The sequence below is a fragment of the Burkholderia sp. AU6039 genome (genome assembly GCF_002223365.1).
Classification (GTDB): Bacteria; Pseudomonadota; Gammaproteobacteria; order Burkholderiales; family Burkholderiaceae; genus Burkholderia.
The window spans coordinates 1,304,198-1,326,920 of sequence record NZ_NKFK01000005.1 but is presented as its reverse complement, the minus strand read 5'-3'; the positions used below and the strand labels follow the sequence as shown (position 1 = coordinate 1,326,920).

General features: G+C 69.1%; 22 protein-coding genes and 1 pseudogene. 9 read left to right on the top strand and 14 right to left on the bottom strand.

Annotated elements, in window-relative coordinates; translation table 11 throughout:
- Positions 1–18: 18 nt before the first annotated feature.
- Positions 19–330, top strand: a complete 312-nt coding sequence (locus CFB39_RS23775) for a hypothetical protein (protein WP_089474674.1) — start codon at positions 19–21, stop codon at positions 328–330.
- A 99-nt stretch (positions 331–429) separates the two neighbouring features.
- Here the strand turns inward: CFB39_RS23775 and CFB39_RS23770 are convergent, their stop codons facing one another.
- The gene (locus CFB39_RS23770; protein WP_089474673.1) at positions 430–1,278 is read right to left on the bottom strand and encodes a class I SAM-dependent methyltransferase; all 849 of its coding nucleotides are present in this window, start codon (positions 1,276–1,278) and stop codon (positions 430–432) included.
- Positions 1,279–1,445: 167 nt separating this feature from the next.
- On the opposite strand from CFB39_RS23770, the gene CFB39_RS23765 reads away from it, so the two are divergent.
- The 3 genes from CFB39_RS23765 to CFB39_RS23755 all read left to right on the top strand — a co-directional run bounded on the left by CFB39_RS23765 (position 1,446) and on the right by CFB39_RS23755 (position 4,676).
- Positions 1,446–2,909: a metallophosphoesterase gene (locus CFB39_RS23765; protein ID WP_089474672.1), complete on the top strand. Its 1,464-nt coding sequence runs from the start codon at positions 1,446–1,448 to the stop codon at positions 2,907–2,909.
- The gene (locus CFB39_RS23760) at positions 2,906–4,303 is read left to right on the top strand and encodes a cytochrome-c peroxidase (RefSeq protein WP_179257720.1); all 1,398 of its coding nucleotides are present in this window, start codon (positions 2,906–2,908) and stop codon (positions 4,301–4,303) included. Before CFB39_RS23765 ends, CFB39_RS23760 begins: the two co-directional genes overlap by 4 nt.
- Positions 4,304–4,400: 97 nt before the next feature.
- Positions 4,401–4,676 carry a hypothetical protein gene (locus tag CFB39_RS23755; protein ID WP_011355479.1) on the top strand — a complete coding sequence of 92 codons (276 nt, stop codon included), beginning with the start codon at positions 4,401–4,403 and terminating at the stop codon, positions 4,674–4,676.
- A gap of 87 nt (positions 4,677–4,763) precedes the next feature.
- On the opposite strand, the pseudogene CFB39_RS23750 reads toward CFB39_RS23755, so the two are convergent.
- The 9 genes and pseudogenes from CFB39_RS23750 to gtdA form a co-directional block, all read right to left on the bottom strand.
- Positions 4,764–5,075: pseudogene (locus CFB39_RS23750) on the bottom strand (PLP-dependent aminotransferase family protein); the annotation flags it as partial.
- A 33-nt stretch (positions 5,076–5,108) separates the two neighbouring features.
- Entirely contained in the window at positions 5,109–5,531 is a 423-nt protein-coding gene (locus tag CFB39_RS23745; RefSeq protein WP_089474671.1) for a DUF6691 family protein, read from the bottom strand.
- 1 nt (position 5,532) lies between these two features.
- The gene (locus CFB39_RS23740) at positions 5,533–5,967 is read right to left on the bottom strand and encodes a YeeE/YedE family protein (RefSeq protein ID WP_089474670.1); all 435 of its coding nucleotides are present in this window, start codon (positions 5,965–5,967) and stop codon (positions 5,533–5,535) included.
- Entirely contained in the window at positions 5,957–6,307 is a 351-nt protein-coding gene (locus CFB39_RS23735; RefSeq protein WP_089474669.1) for a helix-turn-helix transcriptional regulator, read from the bottom strand. The genes CFB39_RS23740 and CFB39_RS23735 overlap by 11 nt, the downstream gene beginning before the upstream one ends.
- A 98-nt stretch (positions 6,308–6,405) precedes the next feature.
- Positions 6,406–7,770, bottom strand: a complete 1,365-nt coding sequence (locus CFB39_RS23730; protein ID WP_089474668.1) for an aromatic acid/H+ symport family MFS transporter — start codon at positions 7,768–7,770, stop codon at positions 6,406–6,408.
- A gap of 79 nt (positions 7,771–7,849) precedes the next feature.
- Positions 7,850–9,058 (bottom strand): 3-hydroxybenzoate 6-monooxygenase, encoded by a 1,209-nt coding sequence (locus CFB39_RS23725; protein ID WP_089474667.1) that lies wholly within the window; start codon positions 9,056–9,058, stop codon positions 7,850–7,852.
- A 19-nt stretch (positions 9,059–9,077) separates the two neighbouring features.
- Positions 9,078–9,719 carry a maleylacetoacetate isomerase gene (gene maiA / locus CFB39_RS23720; RefSeq protein WP_089474666.1) on the bottom strand — a complete coding sequence of 214 codons (642 nt, stop codon included), beginning with the start codon at positions 9,717–9,719 and terminating at the stop codon, positions 9,078–9,080.
- Positions 9,720–9,744: 25 nt separating this feature from the next.
- Entirely contained in the window at positions 9,745–10,443 is a 699-nt protein-coding gene (locus CFB39_RS23715) for a fumarylacetoacetate hydrolase family protein (RefSeq protein ID WP_089474665.1), read from the bottom strand.
- 96 nt (positions 10,444–10,539) lie between these two features.
- The gene (gene gtdA, locus CFB39_RS23710; RefSeq protein WP_089474664.1) at positions 10,540–11,583 is read right to left on the bottom strand and encodes a gentisate 1,2-dioxygenase; all 1,044 of its coding nucleotides are present in this window, start codon (positions 11,581–11,583) and stop codon (positions 10,540–10,542) included.
- A gap of 163 nt (positions 11,584–11,746) precedes the next feature.
- On the opposite strand from gtdA, the gene CFB39_RS23705 reads away from it, so the two are divergent.
- A complete protein-coding gene (locus tag CFB39_RS23705) occupies positions 11,747–12,691 on the top strand; it encodes a LysR family transcriptional regulator (RefSeq protein ID WP_089474663.1) in 945 nt (314 codons plus the stop codon).
- Between the two features lie 523 nt (positions 12,692–13,214).
- Here CFB39_RS23705 and CFB39_RS23695 read toward each other — a convergent pair.
- From CFB39_RS23695 to CFB39_RS23680, 4 genes are all read right to left on the bottom strand, one after another.
- On the bottom strand, positions 13,215–14,483 hold the full coding sequence (locus tag CFB39_RS23695; protein ID WP_089474662.1) for an FAD/NAD(P)-binding oxidoreductase: 1,269 nt from the start codon (positions 14,481–14,483) through the stop codon (positions 13,215–13,217).
- Positions 14,480–14,713 carry a 2Fe-2S iron-sulfur cluster-binding protein gene (locus CFB39_RS23690; RefSeq protein ID WP_012338331.1) on the bottom strand — a complete coding sequence of 78 codons (234 nt, stop codon included), beginning with the start codon at positions 14,711–14,713 and terminating at the stop codon, positions 14,480–14,482. The genes CFB39_RS23695 and CFB39_RS23690 overlap by 4 nt, the downstream gene beginning before the upstream one ends.
- 210 nt (positions 14,714–14,923) lie before the next feature.
- Positions 14,924–16,051 (bottom strand): FAD-binding oxidoreductase, encoded by a 1,128-nt coding sequence (locus tag CFB39_RS23685; protein ID WP_089427721.1) that lies wholly within the window; start codon positions 16,049–16,051, stop codon positions 14,924–14,926.
- Positions 16,048–16,980 carry a 4-hydroxyproline epimerase gene (locus CFB39_RS23680; RefSeq protein ID WP_089475643.1) on the bottom strand — a complete coding sequence of 311 codons (933 nt, stop codon included), beginning with the start codon at positions 16,978–16,980 and terminating at the stop codon, positions 16,048–16,050. The genes CFB39_RS23685 and CFB39_RS23680 overlap by 4 nt, the downstream gene beginning before the upstream one ends.
- 251 nt (positions 16,981–17,231) lie before the next feature.
- Between CFB39_RS23680 and CFB39_RS23675 the strand changes: the two genes are divergently transcribed.
- The 4 genes from CFB39_RS23675 to CFB39_RS23655 all read left to right on the top strand — a co-directional run bounded on the left by CFB39_RS23675 (position 17,232) and on the right by CFB39_RS23655 (position 22,694).
- Positions 17,232–18,152, top strand: a complete 921-nt coding sequence (locus CFB39_RS23675; RefSeq protein WP_006484863.1) for a dihydrodipicolinate synthase family protein — start codon at positions 17,232–17,234, stop codon at positions 18,150–18,152.
- A 233-nt stretch (positions 18,153–18,385) separates the two neighbouring features.
- The gene (locus tag CFB39_RS23665; protein ID WP_089474661.1) at positions 18,386–20,011 is read left to right on the top strand and encodes an APC family permease; all 1,626 of its coding nucleotides are present in this window, start codon (positions 18,386–18,388) and stop codon (positions 20,009–20,011) included.
- A gap of 75 nt (positions 20,012–20,086) precedes the next feature.
- On the top strand, positions 20,087–21,670 hold the full coding sequence (locus CFB39_RS23660) for an aldehyde dehydrogenase (NADP(+)) (RefSeq protein WP_089474660.1): 1,584 nt from the start codon (positions 20,087–20,089) through the stop codon (positions 21,668–21,670).
- Position 21,671: 1 nt separating this feature from the next.
- Positions 21,672–22,694: an Ldh family oxidoreductase gene (locus CFB39_RS23655; RefSeq protein ID WP_089474659.1), complete on the top strand. Its 1,023-nt coding sequence runs from the start codon at positions 21,672–21,674 to the stop codon at positions 22,692–22,694.
- The last annotated feature ends 29 nt before the right edge of the window (positions 22,695–22,723 follow it).

The window sequence follows — 22,723 nt, the reverse complement described above, 5'->3', positions numbered from 1 at the left end:
CCACGATGGAGCGGCACGATGACCGGACTCCTGCAAAGCCGCGCCTCCGACGTCATCGCGCTCGGCACGCTCGCCGTGCTCTATCTCGGCGGCGCCGGCATCGCGCTGTGGCGAATCCGGGCCGCGGCGCCGCGCGGCAAGGTCTACTGGATCGTCTGCGCGACGCTGCTCGCCGGCGGCGCCATCGCGATGGGCATCAACCTGTCGCCGGTGCCGGACACCGGGAACATGCCGCCCGGGTTTGCACTCGGCGTCGAAGCCGTCTTGCTCGGTCTCGCCCTGGTCGCCGGCGGATGCGCGTGGTTGATGTTGCGCGCGCGGCGACACTGACGCGCGTGCGTCACGCGGCCCGGCTTCGTCCCGCGCGAACGGCCACGCGCGGGGCGAACCGGCCGGCCCTTCGTTGACCTGCCTCGTTACCGCAACGCGTTACGCGGACGGTGCCCGCGCCGTCACGAGCCAGCATGCCGCGTCGAAGCGCACATCGGCACCCTCCACGTAAGGCGCGAACGCGGCACGCATCGTGTCGACCACGCGCCGCCGGGTCGCCTCGTCCACCTCCAGTAATGCCAGCCCGACCGGGCCCAGCCGCGAGATGTAGTCGTCCAGCGCGGAAGCAGGCAGCGCGCACGCCAGATCGACCGGCTCGATCGCGATGTCCGCCCAGCCGCTGTCCGACAGCACCGACGCAACGCGCTGCCGGTCGCCGAACGCGAATTGCCCCGGCGCGCCGGGCCGCCGGGCGGGCAGGTTCGGCAGCAACGGCGCGGCGGCCCGCTCGCCGATCGTCATGAACGGATTGTCGGCCGCGCTGCGCCATGCGATGAACCGCATCTGCGCATTCGGCCGTGCCGCATGCCGCAGATTCTCAAAAGCACGAACCGGATCGTCGAAGAACATCACACCCAGGCGCGACACGATCAGGTCGACGCTCGCGGGCTCGAACGCATGGGTCTGCACATCCGCGCGCACGAAACGGGCGCGAACGCCGCTGCGCTCGGCGCGCGCCTGCGCGGCGTCGATCATCCGGGCCGAGATATCGATGCCCGTGCATTGCGCGTCCGCCGCGAGCCGCCGCGCGATCGCGAGCGTGACCGCGCCCGTGCCGCAGCCGACGTCGAGCACGCTGCGCGCGGACGACGTGGCCGCCGCATCCACGAGCAACTTTTCCAGCGGCTCGAACATCCGATCGATCGGCGCCTGCGTGTCGACCCACGCGCGCCCCGACGGGCCGTTCCACAGCGCGGATTGTTCGTCATTGGGCTGGCTGGTTTCCATCGTCGATTCCCCTTCTGGCTCATTGATCGTGCCTCGCACTATGCTGCTTCAAGCCGGCTTGAGGTCAAGCCCCCGGGCCGTGCTCAAGCGCCCTGTCGCGCCCGGTTTTTTTCACATTTCTTACATTCGCGCTGCGTATCGTTGACGACTTTCCTACGGTGCCTCCCATGCGACGACTCCTCACGCGCGCACTGCTCGTGCGCTGCGCTCCCCTTGCTGCCCTCGCCGCGCTGTCGGCGTGCTCGAACCACATCGATTCGCCGGCCGATCCGGCGAGCGCATCGGCCAACGTCCAGGCCGCATGGGTCGAGATCGGCGAGTCGAACCAGGCGATCGCGCGCGTCATCACGAACTACACACCCGCGTCGGCCGGCGATCCGCTGTGCCCGCAACTGACCGTCGACGGCAAGCTGTCGCGCATGGCCGTGCGCGCGGGCGCCGCGACCCTTGCCCAGCGGCCCACCGCCAGCGATCCGTCCGATTCGAAGCCGTCGAGCTTCCCGGTGTCCGTCTGCGAGATGACGCTACCGGCGGGCGCGCAGGCGGCAAGCGTCGCGGGCCGCACGCTGCCGCTGCCGAAGGCGCAGCCGCAACGCATCGCGATCATCGCCGATACCGGCTGCCGCATGAAGAAAGCTGACAACGCGTGGCAGGCGTGCAACGACGCGACGGTGTGGCCGTTCGACACGATCGCCGCCAGCGTCGCGAAGCTGTCGCCCGACCTCGTGATGCACATCGGCGACTATCACTATCGCGAGAACGCTTGCCCGCCGGACATCGCCGGCTGCAAGGACAGCCCGTGGGGCTATGGCTGGGATACGTGGCAAGCCGACCTGTTCCGCCCGGCCGCCCCGCTGCTCGCGAAGGCGCCATGGGTCGTCGTGCGCGGCAACCACGAGGAATGCGCGCGGGCAGGCCAGGGCTGGTTCCGCTTCCTCGATCCGCGCCCGTATTCGGCCGCGCGCTCGTGCGACGATCCGGCCAACGACAACAACGCGAACTATTCGGAACCCTATGCGGTGTCGCTCGGCGGCGGCTCGCAGGTGATCGTGTTCGACACCGCGAAGGTCGGCCGCACGCCGCTCAAGACGACCGACGCGCAATTCGGCATCTACCAGAAGCAGTTCCAGACGGTCGCCGCGCTCGCGTCGAAGGCCGGCATGACGACGACGATCTTCACGAACCACCATCCGATCCTCGCGTTCGCGCCGATCGCCGGCAGCACGCCCGCGCCGGGCAACCTCGCGCTGCAGTCGGTGATGTCGAGCCTCAACGCGCAGGCGTACTACCCGCCCGGCGTGCACGTCGCGCTACACGGGCACGTGCACGACTTCCAGGCAATCAACTTCTCGTCCGGGCATCCGGCGACGATCGTGTCCGGCAACGGCGGCGACAATCTCGACGTCGCGCTGCCCGACCCGTTCCCGGCCGGCCTGACGCCCGCACCGGGCGCCGTGATCGAACGGCTGTCGCACAACAACAGCTTCGGCTTCCTGATCATGGACCGCCGCGCCGCCCCGGCGACCGGCTGGGTGTTCCACGCGTATTCGGCGGCCGGCAAGCTGCTCGCGTCGTGCGACCAGTCGGGCACGACGCTCGCCTGCGACAAGACGGGGTTCATTGCGCCGTGAGTGAAGGGGTTCGATGTGACGGCCGCCATGCGGGCGGCCTGCAAACGCTGCGCACGCTAGCCACGGCGGCCGTATTCGCGGGCCTGGCGCTCGCGGCCCACGCCGCACCGGCCGAAACGGTCCTGCTCCCCGGCGCGCCGCCTTCGCGAGTCGTCGACACGATCGGCAACGGCACGCCGCAGGTGACGGGCAAGATCGATGCGGCGACCGCCCGCTTCGCGCCCGACCCGACGCTCGTCGCGCTCGGCCGCCGGATCTTCTTCGATCCGCGGCTGTCCGAGCCGCGCGGCATGTCGTGCGCGGGTTGCCACGATCCGGGCCGCGCGTTCGCGCCGACGCTGTCGGCCGCCTCGCTCGCGGGGCCCGGTGTGCCGGAAGGCAGCCGGCCCGGGCGTTTCAGCCAGCGCAACGCGCCGTCGCTGCTCTATGTGCGCTACGTGCCGCGCCGCCACTTCTACCAGGATGACGACGCACCCGCGCCGTCGCCGTTCGGCGGCCTGTTCAGCGATGGCCGCGCGGATACGCTCGCCGAGCAGATCCGCGGGCCGCTGTTCGATCCGAACGAGATGAACAACCGGGCGCCGGCCGCACTGCTGCGCAAGGTCAACGCCACCGAACTCGCGCCCGATCTCGCCGCACGTTTCGGTGCGCCGGTGCGGCGCGATCCCGAGCAACTGGTGCGTGCGATGGGCCTGGCCGTCGAAGCCTATCTGCAGAGCGACGAGATGGCACCGTTCACGTCGCGTTTCGATGTTTTCCTGCGCACGCGCAAGCCACTCGCGCCGGCCGAAATGCGCGGCCTCGCGCTGTTCCGGAATCCCGACAAGGGCAACTGCATGAGCTGCCATACGCTGTCGGAAACATCGAGCCGCCCGGAGCGTTCGCTCTTCACCGATTTCGGCTACGACGCGATCGCGGTGCCGCGCAACCGCGCGCTGCCGGCGAACCGCGATCCGCGCCATTTCGACAACGGGCTGTGCGACACCGCACGGCGGCTGCGCTGGCCCGAGCCGACACAATGGTGCGGCTACCTGCGCACGCCGGGGCTGCGCAACGTCGCGGTCAAGCAGACGTTCATGCACAACGGCGTGTTCACGACGCTGCGCGACGCGGTCGCGTTCTACAACACGCGCTCGACCGACCCGGGCTTCTGGTATCACGGGGCCAGAACGTTCGACGACGTGCCGGCCGCCTACCAGGGCAACATCAACGTCAACTCGACGCCGATGAACCGCCGGCCCGGCACGCCACCCGCACTGAGCGACGCGGAAATCGACGACATCGTCGCGTTCCTCGGCACGCTGACCGACGCGCGCTATACGAAGGTTGCGGCTCCTGTGGCGCCCGCCGCTCCTGCTGGCCGGATCACGCGAACCACTGTACCGGCTCGCTGACCCTGGCCGAACGGCCAGCCGCATGCGCACCCGCTTGCGGTCACCGCAAACACTGGTTATATTTACAGTACTGTATTTATGAACAGTGAGGTGCGCGATGGAACATCTGGTTCGTATCGTCAACGAAGCTGATCGCCAAGTGCTGGCGTGGCTCCGCGCTCAGGTCGGTGATGCCCGCGTCGAGCGCGCGGCTCGCCAGCTCGGGCATACGCGCAAGCCCTTCCCGTCCGCCGTATGCCGGTATCTGGGCATGAGCGCACCGGCCACGCTGCGCCAGGCCGAACGGCCGCGCGCCGCACGCGATTTCTCGGTCGGCGATCGTTACCTGTCGTTGATCCGCCAGCACCTCGCCACGCACTCGGCCAGCCGATGAAATGGCGGCGGCTGGCCGCGTCGGTGGCCCGGAAAGCCGGAGGGCCTGCGAATTCGCTGGCCCGGCCGGGCGACACCGTGCATACGTGGCCGCGGTGGCTTCCCGTACGAGGCGGCCGAGCGTTTCAAATGCCGCTTCGTGCGCCGCATCGGACACGCGCGTGCAAGCGCGCCGGATATAGCCGTCGAAGCGGTCGAAGCGGTCGGAATTCGAGAAGATCGAGCCGGGCGCGATCCTGACTCCGTGTGCCAGCGCGGCGTCGAACAGCGCCTCGGAGCGCACGCCGTCCGGCAGCGCGATCCACAGCAGCATCCCGCCCGGCGGCTGGCTCATCCGGGTTCCGGCCGGGAAATGCCGCGCAATCGCATCGATCGTCACGTCGCGCTGCACGCGCAATCGCCGCACCCTGCCTGGCACGCGGCGACCCCGACATCACCGTACACTCCTGCGCCGCTCGACCCACTCGAACACCGCCATCCCGGCCAGCATCGCGACGACGAACACGATCCCCTTCGCCGACCCGAAGCCGATCGACACGATCGCGGGCCCCGGGCAGAACCCGGCGATCCCCCAGCCGATACCGAACACGGCACTTCCGGCAACCAGCCGCACGGTGATCGCCCGCACGGCCGGCAACTGCATCGGCAAGCCGAGCCACGTCCGCGTCCGGCGCTTCGCCCAGGCGAACGCGAACACGGCCACGCCCGTCGCACCGGCCATCACGAACGCGAGCGACGGATCCCAGCGGCCCGCCAGGTCGAGAAAACCGAGCACCTTCTGCGGATTGGCCATGCCCGACACGATGAGGCCGACGCCGAACAGCAGCCCCGCCAGAAGCGCGAATCCTGCCTGCATGTCAGCCTCCCAGCACGTGCCGTCGCACGAAGACGGTCACGAAGCCCGCGACCATGAAGACCACGGTCGCGACCACCGAGCGCAACGCACCGCGCGACATCCCGCACACGCCGTGGCCGCTCGTGCAACCGCCCGCATAGCGCGTGCCGACGCCGACCAGCAGCCCGGCCGCCACTAGGTCGACCCAGCCTGCATCGACCTGCGGCGTCATACGATTCCCTGCGACGTACATCACAAGCGGTGCGGCGATCAGCCCGGCGATGAACGCGGCGCGCCAGTCGCGCTCACCGGCGCGTGTCGTGAGCAACCCGCCGACGATGCCGCTGATGCCGGCAATCCGGCCGTTGAATGCGATGAGCCACGCGGCCGCGAACCCGATCAGCACGCCGCCGGCCAGCGACAGCCACGGCGTGAAACGAAGCGCATCAAGCTGCATCGCGCCGCCCCTTCGCGGCCGGGCCGCAGAACTGTTCGTACAACACGCCCATCACCGCGATCGCGGCCGGGCTGTCGAGCGAATAGTGGATGTTCTTGCCCTCGCGGCGCGTGCGAACCAGCGCGTTGTCCCGCAACACGCCGAGCTGCTGCGACAGGGTCGGCTGGCGGATGTCCAGCGCTGTCTCGAGATCGCTGACGCACCGCTCCCCTTGCGACAGTTCGCAAAGCAGCAGCAGCCGGTCGGGATTCGACAGCACCTTGAGCAGCGCGCAGGCCGAATCGGCAGCCGCGCGCATCGAGTCGGGTTCCGGCAACCCGGCGGAAAGATCGTCGTTCATTGGTGCAGGGAGACAATTAACAAATCGATATTATATTAATTTATATAATATTGCTCCCCGCTGTTTTCCGGCAGGCGGCCTTGCACCGCCTCCTTCGCTCAAGTGGTCTGCTCGCCCGCAATCGCCTTCGCGGCCGGCATGCGCGCCGCATCGGCACGCACCACACCGAGCGCCAGCACCGCCATCCCCGCGATCACGCACGGCGCCGCGACGACGGCAAACGCAGTCGACAACGGCACGCCCATCGCGAGCATCGCGCCGCCCGCCATCGATCCGACGACCGAGCCGCCACGGCCGATCCCGTTCGCCCAGCTCACGCCGGTGGTGCGGCACTCGGTCGGATAAAACGCAGCCGACAGCGCGTTCGCGCCGACCTGAGAACCCGACACGCAGAAGCCGGCCGCGAACACCGCGAGCGCGGCGCCCCACGGCGATGCGGCAAACACGCCAATCGCGGCGACGAATACACCGGCCGCCGCATAGCTGCAGGCCAGTACGCGATGCGGATCGAAACGGTCCATCAAGCCGCCGAGGACGATCGCGCCGAGCGTGCCGCCGATCTGGAACATCGCGGTGACGCGTGCGGCCGTCTGCAGCGTCGCGCCGGTCGTGCGCAGCAGCGTCGGCAGCCAGCTCGACAGCAGGTAGATCACGAGCAGGCTCATGAAGAACGTGAGCCACAGCAGCAGCGTGCCACGCAGCAGGTCGGCACCGAACAGGCGGCCGAGCGGCGACCCGGCCGGCTTGCCGGCGGGCGCGATGAACGACGCGTTCGCAAGATGCGGATCGGGCGCGATGCGCGCCAGCATCGCCGCGATCCGTTCGCGCGCCGAGCCTGCGTTGACGAGATAGCGCACCGATTCCGGCAGCCGCCACGCGAGCACCGGCAGCAGCAACAACGGTGCGGCCCCGCCGACGACGAGCACCGAACGCCAGCCGTGGTGTTCGATCAACGACGCAGCCGCGAGCCCGCCAAGCGCGGAGCCGATCGTGAAGCCGCAGAACATCGTCGTCACCAGCAGCGAACGGCGCCGCGCCGGGCAGTATTCGGAGGTCAGCGTGATCGCATTCGGCATCGCGCCGCCGAGCCCGAGCCCGGTCACGAAGCGCCACGCGATCAGCTCGGTCAGGCCGCCCGCGCTCGCCGACGCGGCGCTCGCGATGCCGAAGCACGCCACGCAGGCGAGCAGCAGCCGCTTGCGGCCGAACCGGTCGCCGAACGGCCCGAACACGAGCGCGCCCGCCATCAACCCGGCGAGCCCCGCGCCGAACACCGGTGCGAGCTGCGCGGGCGACAGCCCCCATTCCGCGCGGATGACGGGGGCGATGAACCCGATCGATGCGGTATCGAAACCGTCGATCGCGACGATCAGAAAGCACAGGACGACGATCGCGGCCTGAAACGGCGCCACGCGATGCCGGTCGATCCATTCGCTGACGTCGATGGACAGCGTATCGGCCATGATGATGTCTCCTCCAGGAAGGCGGTCGCGCGTCGTGTCGTTGAAATGCGCGCCGCGGGAATCGGCCAACCGCGCCGCGTTACGCGACGGACTTCAGGCAATCCTCGGCGCGCCAGCCGTGCAGCCAGTCGAGCGCGTCGTAGAACTGCGCCTGCGTGCGGCCGACCCAAAGGCCGTTGCGCACCTGCCGCTCGACGCCCTTCGCGTGATAAATCCGCCCCATCTCGCGCGCCGAATACAGCACGCGCGCGGTGCGCGGAATCCGCACACGTTCATACAGCGCGAACGCGGCCTCGAAGTCGCCATCGGTCCGGGCCACGGCCGCACCGAGCGTCACCGCGTCCTCGAGCGCCTGGCACGCGCCCTGTGCGATGTATTGCGTCATCGGATGCGCGGCGTCGCCGAGCACCGTCGCGCGGCCTTCGCTCCAGCGTTCGACCGGATCGCGATCGGCGGTCGCCCAGCGCTTCCACGACGTCGGCCGGTCGAGCATCTGCTTCGGCAGCGGATGGACGCCGTCGAAGTACGACAGCACTTCTTCCTTGCTGCCCTCGCGCACGCCCCAGGTTTCCTGCTCGCGGCTGTGGAACGTGACGACGAGGTTGTACTGCCGCCCGCCGCGCAGCGGGTAGTGGACGAGATGGCAATGCGGGCCGGCCCACACGACCGGCGCATTGATCTGCAGGTCCTGCGGCATGTTGTCGACGTCGACCACCGCGCGATACACGACGTGGCCCGTCACGCGGTGCGCGTCGCCGATCAATGCTTGACGGATCGCGGATTTCACGCCGTCGCAGCCGATCACCGCATCGGCGCGATAACGCTCGCCGTGCTGGTCGGTCACCGTCACGCCGTTGTCGTCCTGCTCGAAGCCGCACACCTGCGTGCTCGTCCGGAATTCGATCAGCGGATGATCCTTGACCGCCTCGTAGATCGACAGGTGAATGTCCGCGCGATGAATCACCGCATACGGATTGCCGAAGCGCTCGCGGTACGCGGCGCCCGTATCGACGCGCGCCACCTCGCGCGCATCGACCGCATCCATCAGTTGCAGCCAGTCGGTGAACACCGCCCGGCCGCGCGCGGCCTCGCCGACACCCAGCGCGTCGAGCGCGTTGAATGCGTTCGCCGCGAGCTGGATCCCCGCGCCGATCTCGCCGATCCGGTCGGCCTGTTCGAGCAGCTTCACGCGGATGCCCTGGCGCGCGAGCGCGAGCGCCGTCGCGAGCCCGCCGATGCCGCCGCCGATCACCAGCACGCGCCGGCCGTTGTCTTTTGTCTCGCCCATGTCTGTCTCCTGCTTCGTGTTACGCGACGTAATCCGGTTGTCGCTGCGGTTGCGCGGCCTCGAATGCCGGCTCGTGCCGCGCGTGTTCAAACACCGCGAGGCTGCGCGGATACGCGCTCAGGTCGCAATCCATCCGCAACGCGTTCGCGACCTGCGGCACGAGGCATACGTCGGCGAGCGTCGGCATGTCGCCGAAGCACCACGGGCCGTCGTCCGCGCGCGCGAGCAGCCGCTCGACGGCGGCCATCCCTTCCGCGATCCAGTGCCGGTACCACGCGGTCTTCTGCTGCGGCGTGACCTTCAACTCGGTGTCGAGATAGCGCAGCACGCGCAGGTTGTTGACCGGATGGATGTCGCATGCGATCAGCGTCGCGAGTTCCAGCACGCGCGCACGATGGTGCAGTTCGAGCGGAATCAGTCGAGGCGTCGGCTGGATCTGGTCGAGGTAATCGAGGATCGCGAGCGACTGCCCGAGACGAAAATCCCCATCGACCAGCGCCGGCACCGCGGCCGACGGATTCACGTTCGCGACATATGCCGCCTCGCGATGCTCGCCGGTGCGGATGTTCACCGGCAGCGTGTCGTACGGCAGCCCTTTCAGCGCGAGCGCGATGCGCACCCGGTAGGATGTCGAACTGTTGAAGAAGCTATGCAGTTGCACGATGTCGCCTTTCGAGGAAGATGCGTCAGACCACGCGCACGGTCAGTTCGCCGAGCCGTTCGACGCCGACCTTCATCACGTCGCCCGCGACCACCGCGCCGACGCCTTCGGGCGTGCCCGTGAAGATCACGTCGCCCGGTTCGAGGCGGAAGAACTTCGACAGGTCGGCCACCGTTTCCGCGACCGACCAGATCAGGTGCGACACGTCGCTCTTCTGCTTCGTCGTGTCATTGACGGTCAGCCACAGGCCGCCCTGTTCGAAGTGACCGATCTCGCTCGCCGGATGCACGGGCCCGATTGGTGCCGAGCGGTCGAATGCCTTGCCGATTTCCCACGGCCGGCCCATCTCGCGCATCTTCATCTGCAGGTCGCGGCGCGTCATGTCGAGGCCGACCGCGTAGCCCCAAACGTGTTCGAGCGCGTGCTCGAGCGGGATGTCCGAACCGCCCTTGCCGATCACCGCGACAAGCTCGGCTTCGTAGTGATAGTTCTGCGTCTGCGACGGATAGGCGAGGTCGAGCGTGTCGCCGTACGCGACCGGCACGATCGAATCGGCCGGCTTGCAGAAGAAGAACGGCGGCTCGCGATCGGGATCGAAGCCCATTTCACGTGCATGGGCCGCATAGTTGCGACCGACGCAATACACACGGCGTACCGCGAACTGCGCGTCGCTGCCGGCGACGGGGAGCGCCACGGGCGCTTCGGGCGGGAAAACGAAAGTCATGAATGGCTCCAGCGTCAATACGAATGAAGGGGCGCGCCGCGGCGACGGCGCGCGGAAAACGAGAAACGGGAAACGAATCGTCGAAACCGGCCGGCGTCAGTCGCGCGCTTCGCGCAGCAGGTTCAGCGCGGACAGCACGGGCCGGTCGGAATAGCTGAACAGCACGCTGTCGGACGACGCCGACAGCCGCACCGGCGCCCACGACGGCGCGACGAAGATGTCGTGCGGCTCGAATTCGAATGCATTGCCGCCGATATGCGCGGTGCCGCGGCCTTCGACGACGCAGTAGATCGTCGCGTCGGTGCTGCGGTACGTGCGGCCGTCGAAACCGGCCGGCAGGAACTGCATGAAGGTGGCGATCGTCGGCATCGGCCAGCCGCCCGTCGCGGGGTTGACGTAGCGCAGCTTCACGCCGTCCCACGCATCGAGCTCGCCGTTCCGGTACAGCGCGTCGAGCGCCTCGCGGGTGCGGGCATACGGGTAGCTGAACACCGGCGACGTCGGATCGCTCACGCGATGCCGCACCGGCACCATGTTGTGACCGAAGCGCGCAAAGCTGTCGCCTTCCGGGCGATTCACCGGCTGCACGGCTTCCGGGTAATTCTCCGCGAAGCCTGCGTCGAGATTCGCGAGCAGCGGGATGTCGAGCCCGTCGAGCCATACGACCGGCTCGCCGCCCGCTTCCTCCGACGGGTTGCCGTGGTCATGCCAAGCCCACGACGGCGTGATGATGAAGTCGCCCGGATGCATCGTCGTGCGTTCGCCGTTCACGGCTGTCCACGCGCCACGCCCTTCGACGATGAAGCGCAGCGCCGACTGCGTGTGCCGGTGGCTTGGCGCGATCTCGCCCGGCAGGATCAGTTGCAGGCCCGCGTACAGGGTCGGCGTCATGCTCGACTTGCCGGGCAGCCCCGGGTTCTCCAGCACCAGCACCCGGCGCACGGCTTCTTCCGCGCTGATCACGCTGCCGGCCTGCATCACGAGGTCGCGCACCTGCGCGTATTTCCAGATCGCGGCCTGCGCGGCCGGCTGCGGGGATGTCGGCACGAGGTTGTGCAGCGATTCCCACAGCGGCGCCAGGCGTTGCTCGGCGATCCGTGCGTAGTAGGCGGCGCGCGACGCGTCCGGATGGGTCGTCATGATGTCTCCTTGGAATCGGCCGATCGGTGCCGGCGCTATGTCGGGGCGGGACCGTGCTGCAGTCCGTTAGCTGATTTATATTCGACCCAGGCATACCCGGTAAAATGGTCAAATCATCTGATCCATATGTTTCTGGATATACCTACTCGCGACGAGGCATGCGATGGACTGGACCCACCGGCTGCGACTGCGGCATCTGCAGGTACTGTTGAGCCTTGCCGGCACCGGCAATCTGAGCCAGTCGGCGGTCGTGCTCGCCACCACGCAGCCCGCGCTGTCGAAATGGCTGAAGGAACTGGAAGAGGATGTCGGGCTGCCGCTGTTCGAGCGGCATGCGCGCGGCCTGCGGCCGACACCGTATGGCGAAGCACTGATCGAGCATGCGCGCCGCGTCGAAGCGCAGCTCGACATCGCACGCGACGACATGGCCGCGCTGCGGGAAGGCGGCAGCGGCCTCGTGACGATCGGTACGTCCGGCGTGGCGGCGGCCGACACGGTGCCGCTCGCGGTGTCGCAATTGCTGAAACGGATGCCGCGCGCGCAGGTCCGGATGACCGAAAGCACGATGAACCAGCTGATGCCGCAGCTCGCACGCAGCGAACTGGATATCGTCGTGGGCCGCTCGGGATCGACATCCGTCGATCCGCTGCTGCAGGCCGAAGCGCTGTATGTCGATCCGGTCGTGTTCGTCGCGCGGCCCGGCCACGCGCTCGCCGGTGCGACGTCGGTCGGCTGGGACGACGTGCTCGCCTACTCGTGGATCGTGTGGCCGTCGGGCACGCCCGTGCACAACGCGCTGGAGGCCGCGCTGTCGGCCGCCGGCCGCGTGCGGCCGCCACACTGCGTCGAATCGAATTCGTCGATCCTCAACCTCACGCTGCTGAACAACACCGACCTGCTCGGCGTGGCATCGCACCGCGCTGCGCAGCGCTTCGCGCAATTGAACGCGATCCGGATCCTGCCGATGCAGCTCGAAGGCCAGGGCGCGGTGTCGATGTACTGGCACCCCGACAGCGCGAATCGCGCGGCCGTGGCCGCGACGATCGAGTGCCTGCGCGCCTGTGCTGCGCCGCAGGTCGGCGGATGGGAGAAAGTGAAGGTGGAATGAATGGCGCGGCCCGGTGTCAACCGGGCCGTGTTGCCGTGTTGCCGTGTTGCCGTGTTGCCGTGTTGCCGTGTTGCCGTGTTGCCGTGTTGCCGTGTTGCCGTGTTGCCGTGTTGCCGTGTTGCCGTGTTGCCGTGTTGCCGTGTTGCCGTGTTGCCGTGGTGCCGTGGTGCCGTGGTGCCGTGGTGCCGTGGTGCCGTGGTGCCGTGGTGCCGTGGTGCCGTGGTGCCGTGGTGCCGTGGTGCCGTGGTGCCGTGTTGCCGTGGTGCCGTGTTGCCGTGTTGCCGTGTTGCCGTGGTGCCGTGGTGCCGTGTTGCCGTGGTGCCGTGGTGCCGTGGTGCCGTGGTGCCGTGGTGCCGTGGTGCCGTGGTGCCGTGGTGCCGTGGTGCCGTGGTGCCGTGGTGCCGTGGTGCCGTGGTGCCGTGTTGCCGTGTTGCCGTGTTGCCGTGTTGCCGTGTTGCCGTGGTGCCGTGGTGCCGTGGTGCCGTGGTGCCGTGGTGCCGTGGTGCCGTGGTGCCGCGACGCGTCACGCGCCGTCGCAGGATGCCGTGCCGTCCAGCATCAGCGTGCCGACCCGCGCGGGCACGAGCGGCGTACGCGGCATCGGCGGCGTCCAGCCGAACAGCGCCTGCGCAGCCGCGCTACACACGCGCCCCTGACACGCGCCCATCCCGCAACGTGACTGCAGTTTCGCGGCCGTCCAGCCCGGCGCTTGCGCGACGGCGTCGAAACGCACGTCCTCGCAACGGCACAGCAACGTGTCGGCCCGCGCGAGCCGGCGGATCGGTTCGCGGATCGCGAAACGCTCGCGTACGGCATCGGCAAACACCTGCCAGTGCGCCCGTTGCGTAACCAGCGCGGCCAACTGCGCGGTCTGCCCGGTCGCCGCCAAACCGGCGATTTCGCCTTCGACCATCGCCAGTTCGCTGCCGCCGACGCCCGTACACTCACCCGCCGCAAAAACACCATCGCGGCTCGTGCGCTGGTGCACATCGACCGCCACCGCGCCATCGTCGATCCGGCAGCCGAGATGACTCGGCAGCACGGTATTCGGCACAAGCCCGAAGCCGCACGCGAGCCGGTCGCAGTCGACGTCGAACTCGCGATCGCCCTGACGAATCCGCACGCGTTCGAGCCGCTTGTCGCCGAACGCCTCGACGACATGCGCATCGGGCCGATAGGCGGCGGTGACGAGCTTCGCGGCCTGCGCAAGCTTCGACGGCCAGCGCCACAGCCCCGCCCCGAACCCGGCCACGTCGGCCCATGCGGCCTGTTCGAGCACGTGCGACACGCGCGCGCCGGCCTGCCGGGCCGTCGCCGCGCTCGCCAGCAGCAGCGGCCCGCTGCCCGCGATCACCGTGCGCTGCCCGCGCACGTCGAGGCCGTACTTGATCAACGCCTGCAAGCCGCCTGCGCCGGTGACACCCGGCAGCGTCCAGCCCGGAAACGGCAACAGCAGCTCGCGTGCGCCGCAGCAGAGAATCAGCGTGCGGAAATCGAGCAGCAGCCCGCGTTCGTCATCCTCGAGCAGCAGCGTGCCCGGCTGCGTTTCGGCGACGATGCGCGTCGCCGCGAGATGCGTGACGTTCGGCTGCCGCAATACGGCGAGCCGCTCGGCGGCGGCCGGCGTCGGCATCGCCGCTGCGCCTTGCCGCCAGATCTGCCCGCCCGCTCGCGGGTTGTCGTCGACGATCGCAACCGTCGCACCACTGCGTGCGGCGGCCCGCGCGGCCGACAGCCCGGCCGGCCCCGCGCCGACGATCGCGACGTCGACGCTCAGTCGTTCCTGTTTCATCGCGTGCGCTCCACCTGCATGCCGTCGCGGCACAGCGTCTGGCAAGCCAGCCGGCGTCGGCCGTCGATCGTCATCCTGCACTCCTGGCAGATGCCCATCCCGCAAAACGGCGCACGCGCCGCACCCGTGCACGACACGCGCGTCGTGTCGTCGCCGCTCGCCGCGACGGCGGCCGCGACGGTCGCGCCGTCTGCCACCGTCAGCGCGCGGCCGTCCAGATGAATGATCATGTCAGCCTCCGCCGGGCCGCACCAAGGAGGCTGACTGCCCCCACGGGGGGCAGCGAACGATGTGAGCGTGGGGGTCGTTTCATCTCAGCCTCCGCCGGGCCGCACCAAGGGTGTTGACCGCCCCTGCGAGGGGCGCCGTGCATGGGGCCGGAGTCAGCGCTGAAGCGCCAACCCCGGTCGACAGCGAACGAAGTGAGCGTGGGTATCGTTTCATGTCAGCGCTCCGGCTACGAGGGACGCGCTCAGAAAGCGTCCCGGCAAATACGGTTCGATATCGATGGGCGGCCGTTCGCCGGCCATCAGCGCAGCGACGAGCCGCGCGCTGCCCGGCGCGGTCGTCACGCCGAGCCCTTCATGCCCGACCGCGAGCCACACGCCCGGCCGCGCCGGATGCTCGCCGAGCAGCGGCAGCCCGTCGGGGCTCGCGGAACGGAAGCCCGTCCATGCGCGGATCCCGTTCAGGTCTGCCAGGTCCGGCAGATAACCCACCGCGCGGCGCAGCATGCGCGCGAGCACGGGCGGGTCGACTTGCGCGTCCTCGGTGTCGAACTGGCGCGACGAACCGATCAGCAACTGGCCGGTCGGCCGCGGCTGCACGTTGAACGCGACCGACGTGCCGTCGCTCGCATGCGCGCTCGCCGCATAGCCCAGCTCGACGAGCTGGTGCGACACCTGGCCCGGATAGCGGTCGGTAATCAGCAGATGGCCCTTTTTCGGGCGCAGCGGCAACTCGGGCAGCAGCGTGCGCGCGGCGACGCCGTTCGCGACGACCACCCGCTCCGCGCGCAGCGTGTCGCCGCTCGCGAGCGTCACGCTCGGGCCGTCGACCGCGACGGCCCGGTCGCGCCGCAACGTGATGCGCGGCGCGCGCTGCAGCAGCCAGTTCGCGGTGACGGGCGCATAGAGGATCGCGTCGCCGGGAATCTTCAGCGCACCGCCGAGGCCCGCGCGCAGCATCGGCTCCAGTCGCGCGAGCGTCGCCGCGTCGATCAGTTCGCCCGCCACGCCATGCGCGGCCAGCGTCGCCTGCTTCGCGCGCGCCAGATCCATTTCGTGCGCATCGGCGGCGAGCCACAACGTGCCGCAGTTGCGGTACGCGCACCCTTCCGGCATCTCGCCGCTCAGCGCGCGCCACAGTTCGATCGAGTAATGGCTGAGCGCGAGTTCGGCCGCGTTGTCGTCCATCGCGACGAGGTGCCCCATGCCCGCGCCGGTTGCCCCGCCGCTCGCGTCGTCGACGACGAGCACGCGCAGCCCGCGCTGCGCGAGTTCGTGCGCGCACGCCGCGCCGACGATGCCGGCGCCGATCACGACGACATCCGTCTTCGTGTCGCTCACGGCGCGATACCCCAGCCGAATGGATCGTCTTCCTCGATCAGCAGCGTCGCTTCCGCGCTCAGGTGCGCGCTGCCACGGATCGTCGGCACGATGCCGCCGTCGGCCTGCTCGTAGCTCGCCTGGAACACGCTGCCGATCACGCTCGCCTGCCGCCATACGGCGCCCGGCGCGAGCTTGCCGTCGGCCGCGAGGCACGCGAGCTTCGCGCTCGTGCCGGTGCCGCACGGTGAGCGGTCATACGCGAGGCCCGGGCACAGCACGAAGCTGCGGCTGTCGTGTTCGGGATCGTCGGCGAACAGCTCGATATGGTCGATCTCGCCGCCGTTCGCGCCGGTGATGCCCGCGCGTTCGAGCCCTTCGCGCACGGCCGACGCATACGCGGTGAGCGCCGCGACGTTGTCGCCGGCAACGCGCTGCCCATGGTCGCTGATCAGGAAGAACCAGTTGCCGCCCCACGCGACGTCGCCCTTCACGGGGCCGTAACCCGGCACGTCGAGCGCGACGCCCTTCGCATGGCGATACGCAGGCACGTTGCGCACGCTGACCGACAGGTCGTCATGCAGCGTCGCCTCGACGGTGCCGACGGGCGTCTCGATCCGGTGCATGCCGGGCGCGATGCGCCCCATATGGTGCAGCGTGCGCACGACGCCGATCGTGCCGTGCCCGCACATCCCGAGATAGCCGCTATTGTTGAAGAAGATCACGCCGGCCGCCGCCTCGGGCGACACGGGTTCGCACAGCAGCGCGCCGACCAGCACGTCGCTGCCGCGCGGCTCGAGAATGCAGGCGGTGCGGTAACGGTCGTGCTCGCGCGCGAGCACGTCGCGACGCTCGGCCATGGTGCCGCTGCCGAGCGCGGGGAAACCGGACACGACGAGCCGAGTGGGTTCGCCGCCCGTGTGCGAATCGATGATCTGGATGCGCTTCATCATGAGCCGTCCGAAGTGGGGAAAGGAGCACAGCTTCCTCCGTCGCGCGTCCGCCCGCTTGTGGCTTTTCGATGAGGACGACGACGAAATCGGCATAGTGCGAAGCGCCCTTCCCGCGCCGTCCGGCCGCTGTGCCGATTTCGTCATTTTGCTCCGCGATACGACTCAAGCGTGATGGGCATTTGCGCGGCGATACTGGTTGCCACACCGACACCTGTCGGCCGACCGATACAAACACGTAGGAGATTGAAGTGAGCCGAAACGCCATTCAGTGGACCGGGGTTTTCCCGGCCGTCAGCACCCAGTTCAAGCCGGACTTTTCCCTCGACATCGATGCCACGCACCGCGTGGTGAAGAACCTGGTGAACGACGGCGTATCGGGCCTCGTGGTCTGCGGCACGGTCGGCGAGAACACGTCGCTGTCGACGAGCGAGAAGCTCCAGGTGATCGAAGCCGCACGCGACGCGGCCGGCGGCAAGATTCCGGTGATCGCCGGCATCGCCGAATTCACGACCGAATTCGCGCGCAACACGGTGCGTGAGGCGCAGCGCGTCGGCGTCGACGGCGTGATGGTGATGCCCGCCCTCGTCTACTCGGCGAAGCCGCACGAAACCGCCGCGCACTTCCGCGCGGTCGCAACCAGCACCGACCTGCCGGTGATGGTCTACAACAACCCGCCGATCTACAAGAACGACGTGACGCCCGACGTGCTGATCGCGCTGCAGGATTGCGAGAACATCGTCTGCTTCAAGGATTCGTCGGGCGATACGCGCCGTTTCATCGACCTGCGCAACGCGGTCGGCGATCGCTTCGTGCTGTTCGCGGGCCTCGACGACGTCGTGGTCGAGAGCATCGCCGTCGGCGCCGAAGGCTGGGTGTCGGGCATGTCGAACGCGTTCCCGAAGGAAGGCGAGACGCTGTTCCGCCTCGCGAAGCAGAAGCGTTTCGACGAAGCGCTCGCGCTGTATCGCTGGTTCATGCCGCTGCTGCACCTCGACGCACGCCCCGACCTCGTGCAGTGCATCAAGCTGTGCGAAGAGCTGGTCGGCCGCGGCAGCGCGATCACGCGCCCGCCGCGCCTCGCGCTGCAGGGCGACACGCTCGCGGAAGTGAAGGCCATCGTCGCGAAGGCGCTCGAAACGCGCCCGGCGCTGCCCGACGTCGGTCTCTGATCGACTCCCTCTGCGGCGGCGTGCGGGCTTTCCCCCCTGCGCGCCGCCGTCTTCGGTCCGGCATGGCCCGCGGGCCCGTTCATACCGGCGCCCGAGCGCGCCGCGCGTGAATGCCCCGCAGCCCGCCCCGGTCGTTCGAACCGGGCGACGCCGGCCGGCAGGCTGGCGCCGCTGCTCCGTCGGAGCGCGGCGCACCTCGAGCCTGTGCCGATATTCCTCCAGGAGACACGCCCATGCCAGGCCAAGGCAACGCTCACCCGTCTGTCCCGCTTTCCCGTTCCGCGCACCCCGACGCGGGTCACGGCAAGTTCAAGAAACAGCTGTCGCTGACCGATCTCACGTTCATCGGTCTCGGCGCCATTTTCGGTTCGGGGTGGCTGTTCGCCGCGATTCACGTGTCGACGATCGCGGGCCCGGCCGGCATCTTCTCGTGGCTGCTCGGCGGCTTCGCGGTGCTGCTGCTCGGCATCGTCTACTGCGAACTCGGCGCCGCGCTGCCGCGCGCGGGCGGCGTGGTCCGCTACCCGGTGTTCTCGCACGGCCCGCTGCTCGGCTACCTGATGGGCTTCATCACGCTGATCGCCTTTTCGAGCCTGATCGCGATCGAAGTCGTCGCCGCGCGCCAGTATGCGGCCGCGTGGTTTCCGGGCCTGACCGTCGCAGGATCGAGCGACCCGACCACGCTCGGCTGGCTCGTGCAGGCCGCGCTGCTGGGCTTCTTCTTTTACCTGAACTATTCGAGCGTGAAGACGTTCGCGAAGGCGAACAACATCATCAGCGTCTTCAAGTTCATCGTGCCGCTGGCGGTGATCGCCGTGCTGTTCACGTTCTTCAAGCCCGCGAACCTGACGATCCAGGGCTTCGCGCCGTTCGGCATGCCGGGCATCGAGATGGCCGTGTCCGCGGGCGGCATCATCTTCGCGTACCTCGGGCTCACGCCGATCGTGTCGGTCGCGAGCGAGGTGCGCAATCCGCAGCGCACGATCCCGATCGCGCTGATCCTGTCGATCCTGCTGTCGACGCTGATCTACGTGCTGCTGCAGCTCGCGTTCATCGGCAGCATCCCCACCGACATGCTCGCCGCCGGCTGGCACGACGTGAGCAAGGCGTTCTCGCTGCCGTACCGCGACATCGCGCTGGCGCTCGGCGTCGGCTGGCTCGCGGTGATGGTCGTCGCCGACGCGATGATCTCGCCGAGCGGCTGCGGCAACATCTACATGAACGCGACGCCGCGCGTGGTCTACGGCTGGGCGAAGACGGGCACGTTCTTCAAGGTGTTCACGCGCGTCGACGAAGCGTCGGGCATCCCGCGCGCGGGCCTGTGGCTCACGTTCGGCCTCGCGATCTTCTGGACGCTGCCGTTCCCGTCGTGGGAAGCGCTGATCAACATCGTGTCGGCCGCGCTGGTGCTGAGCTATGCGGTCGCACCGGTGTCGGTCGCCGCGCTGCGCCGCACCGCACCGGACCTGCCCCGGCCGTTCCGCGCCAGCGCGTTCGGCATCACCGGCCCCGCGTCGTTCGTGATCGCCGCGCTGATCGTCTACTGGTCGGGCTGGAGCACGGTGTCCTGGCTGCTCGGCCTGCAGATCGTGATGTTCGTGATCTATCTCGCGTGCCGCCGCTGGGTGCCGACCGCGCACCTGAGCCTCGCCGAGCAGGTGCGTTCGTCCGCGTGGCTGATCGCGTTCTATGCCGCGATGATCGTGCTGTCGTATCTCGGCGGCTTCGGCGGCACGGGCCAGCTTGCGCATCCGTACGACACGGTCGTCGTCGCGGCCGTCGCGCTCGTCATCTATTACTGGGGGGCGAACACCGGCGTGCGCTCGGAGAAGCTGCAACTCGACGACGACGAGGACTGACGCACTCGCTCCCTTTCCCATGATCCCTTCGGCCGGTCGCTCCACGCCCGGCTCCTGTTTTTTCCGAGGAAAACCATGCAACTCACAGGTCAGCTCCTGATCGGCCCGTCCGCCGTCGCCGGACAGAACGGCACCCTCCACGCGATCGCCGCCGCCACCGGCGAACGGCTCGAACCCGCCTTCGGCGGTGCGAGCCTGCACGACCTGGAGACGGCCTGCGCGCTCGCCGACGACGCCTTCGACACCTATCGCGAAACGTCGCTCGAAGCCCGCGCCGCGTTTCTCGACGCGATCGGCCGCCACATCATGGCGCTCGGCGACGACCTGATCGAGCGCTGCGTCATCGAAACGGGCCTGCCGCGCGCGCGCATCGAAGGCGAGCGCGGCCGCACGGTCGGCCAGCTCGCGCTGTTCGCGTCGCTCGTGCGCGACGGCGGCTTTCTCGACGCGCGGATCGATCCGGCGCGCCCCGAGCGCAAGCCGCTGCCGCGCGTCGACCTGCGCCTGCGCAACGTCGCGGTCGGGCCCGTCGCCGTGTTCGGTGCGTCGAACTTCCCGCTCGCGTTCTCGGTCGCCGGCGGCGATACCGCCTCGGCGCTCGCGGCCGGCTGCCCGGTGATCGTCAAGGCGCATTCGGCGCATCCGGGCACGTCGGAACTCGTCGGCCGCGCGATCCAGCAAGCCGCGCATGAATGCGGGATGCCGGCCGGCGTGTTCTCGCTGCTGTTCGACGCGTCGCGCGAGATCGGCCAGGCGCTCGTCGCCGATCCACGCATCAAGGCCGTCGGCTTCACCGGCTCGCGCCGCGGCGGCGTCGCGCTGATGCACATCGCGGCCGCGCGCCCCGAGCCGATTCCCGTCTATGCGGAAATGAGCTCGATCAATCCCGTGCTGCTGTTTCCCGCCGCGCTCGACGCGCGCCACGATGCGATCGCGCCGCAGTTCGTCGCGTCGCTTACGCTCGGCGCAGGACAGTTCTGCACGAACCCGGGCCTCGTGCTCGCCGTCGACGGTCCCGCGCTGCGCGCGTTCGAGGAAACGGCCACCGCCGCGGTGCGTGCCGCGCCCGCGCAAACGATGCTGACGCCGCCCATCCACGCCAGCTACGAACAGGGTGTCGCGGCGCTGCGCGATCACGCGGCCGTCGAGCTGCTCGCACAAGGCGCCGAAGGCAACCGCCTGCAGGCCCGCGCGGCGCTGCTCGCGACCTCGGCCGACGCGTTCATCGCGCATCCCGAGTTGCGCGACGAGGTGTTCGGCCCCGCTTCGCTGATCGTGCGTTGCCCGGACGCCGACACGCTGCATCGCGTGCTGAAGTCGCTCGAAGGCCAGTTGACGATCGCCGCGCATCTCGCCGATGGCGACGCGCCGCTGTTCGCCGCGCTGCGCCCGCTGCTCGAGCGCAAGGCCGGCCGCATTCTCGTCAACGGCTTCGGCACGGGTGTCGAGGTCGGCCATGCGATGGTGCACGGCGGCCCGTTCCCGGCCACGTCCGACACGCGCACGACGTCCGTCGGCGCGCGCGCGATCGAGCGCTTCCTGCGCCCGGTGTCGTATCAGGACCTGCCTGATGCGCTGCTGCCGGACGCGATCCGCAACGGCAATCCGCTGAACGTGCCGCAACGTATCGACGGCGTGCCCGCGCCGCGGGAGGCGTGAGATGACCGCATCCACCGACGAAATCGTCCTGTCGCTCGATGAAGTCCACGCGCTCGCGCTGCGCGTGCTGACGCACAACGGCATGTCCGACGCGCATGCGCGTGCCATCGCCAACGTGATCACGCAGGGCCAGCGCGACGAATGCCATTCGCATGGCGTGTACCGGCTGCTCGTCTGCGTGCGTTCGCTGAAGAAGGGCAAGGTCGATCCGCAAGCCGTGCCGACGCTGCGCCGGCTGTCGTCGTCGATCGTCTCGGTCGACGCACATCGCGGCTTTTCGCTGCTGAGCTTCGAGACCGGCCTGCCGGTGCTCGTCGAGATGGCGAAGCAGCACGGCATCGCCGCGATGACGATCAACCACTGCTACCACTTCTCCGCGCTGTGGCCCGAGGTCGAGGCCATCGCGGCCGAGGGGCTGGTCGGCATCGCGATGAACCCGAGCCATAGCTGGGTTGCACCGGAAGGCGGCAAGGAGCCGGTGTTCGGCACGAACCCGATCGCGTTCGCATGGCCGCGCCCGGGCGGTGTGCCGTTCGTGTTCGATTTCGCGACGAGTGCGATCGCGCGCGGCGACATCGAGCTGCATGCGAAGCAAGGCAAGGCGATCCCGCCGGAATGGGCGATCGACGCCGACGGCCGGCCGACCACCGATCCGAAAGCCGCGCTGCAGGGCGCGATGCGCACGTTCGGCGGCCACAAGGGTTCGGCGCTCGCGGCGATGGTCGAACTGCTCGGCGGCGCGCTGATCGGCGACATGACGAGCCGCGAGTCGATGGACTTCGACGAAGGCGTCGGCGCGACGCCGTGCCACGGCGAGCTCGTGATCGCGTTCGACCCGAAGGTGTTCCTCGGCGACGATCTCGACACGGGGCTCGCGCGCGGCGAGCGGATGTTCGAATCGATCATCGCGCAGGGTGCGCGGCTGCCGTCGCAACGCCGCTTCGACGCCCGCGCGCGCAGCATCGCGAACGGTGTGCGGATTCCGAAGGCGCTGTACGACGAGATCCTGACGCTGCTCGACTGACGCGCGATCGAGCGGCGCGGCTTCGTCGT

What these genes read in the sequence shown, in the direction of transcription:
- CFB39_RS23775 (WP_089474674.1), top strand. Translation starts at nt 19, where the DNA reads ATGACCGGACTCCTGCAAAGCCGCGCCTCCGACGTCATCGCGCTCGGC.
- CFB39_RS23770 (WP_089474673.1), bottom strand. Translation starts at nt 1,278, where the DNA reads ATGGAAACCAGCCAGCCCAATGACGAACAATCCGCGCTGTGGAACGGC.
- CFB39_RS23765 (WP_089474672.1), top strand. Translation starts at nt 1,446, where the DNA reads ATGCGACGACTCCTCACGCGCGCACTGCTCGTGCGCTGCGCTCCCCTT.
- CFB39_RS23755 (WP_011355479.1), top strand. Translation starts at nt 4,401, where the DNA reads ATGGAACATCTGGTTCGTATCGTCAACGAAGCTGATCGCCAAGTGCTG.
- CFB39_RS23745 (WP_089474671.1), bottom strand. Translation starts at nt 5,531, where the DNA reads ATGCAGGCAGGATTCGCGCTTCTGGCGGGGCTGCTGTTCGGCGTCGGC.
- CFB39_RS23740 (WP_089474670.1), bottom strand. Translation starts at nt 5,967, where the DNA reads ATGCAGCTTGATGCGCTTCGTTTCACGCCGTGGCTGTCGCTGGCCGGC.
- CFB39_RS23735 (WP_089474669.1), bottom strand. Translation starts at nt 6,307, where the DNA reads ATGAACGACGATCTTTCCGCCGGGTTGCCGGAACCCGACTCGATGCGC.
- CFB39_RS23730 (WP_089474668.1), bottom strand. Translation starts at nt 7,770, where the DNA reads ATGGCCGATACGCTGTCCATCGACGTCAGCGAATGGATCGACCGGCAT.
- CFB39_RS23725 (WP_089474667.1), bottom strand. Translation starts at nt 9,058, where the DNA reads ATGGGCGAGACAAAAGACAACGGCCGGCGCGTGCTGGTGATCGGCGGC.
- CFB39_RS23715 (WP_089474665.1), bottom strand. Translation starts at nt 10,443, where the DNA reads ATGACTTTCGTTTTCCCGCCCGAAGCGCCCGTGGCGCTCCCCGTCGCC.
- gtdA (WP_089474664.1), bottom strand. Translation starts at nt 11,583, where the DNA reads ATGACGACCCATCCGGACGCGTCGCGCGCCGCCTACTACGCACGGATC.
- CFB39_RS23705 (WP_089474663.1), top strand. Translation starts at nt 11,747, where the DNA reads ATGGACTGGACCCACCGGCTGCGACTGCGGCATCTGCAGGTACTGTTG.
- CFB39_RS23695 (WP_089474662.1), bottom strand. Translation starts at nt 14,483, where the DNA reads ATGAAACAGGAACGACTGAGCGTCGACGTCGCGATCGTCGGCGCGGGG.
- CFB39_RS23690 (WP_012338331.1), bottom strand. Translation starts at nt 14,713, where the DNA reads ATGATCATTCATCTGGACGGCCGCGCGCTGACGGTGGCAGACGGCGCG.
- CFB39_RS23680 (WP_089475643.1), bottom strand. Translation starts at nt 16,980, where the DNA reads ATGAAGCGCATCCAGATCATCGATTCGCACACGGGCGGCGAACCCACT.
- CFB39_RS23665 (WP_089474661.1), top strand. Translation starts at nt 18,386, where the DNA reads ATGCCAGGCCAAGGCAACGCTCACCCGTCTGTCCCGCTTTCCCGTTCC.
- CFB39_RS23660 (WP_089474660.1), top strand. Translation starts at nt 20,087, where the DNA reads ATGCAACTCACAGGTCAGCTCCTGATCGGCCCGTCCGCCGTCGCCGGA.
- CFB39_RS23655 (WP_089474659.1), top strand. Translation starts at nt 21,672, where the DNA reads ATGACCGCATCCACCGACGAAATCGTCCTGTCGCTCGATGAAGTCCAC.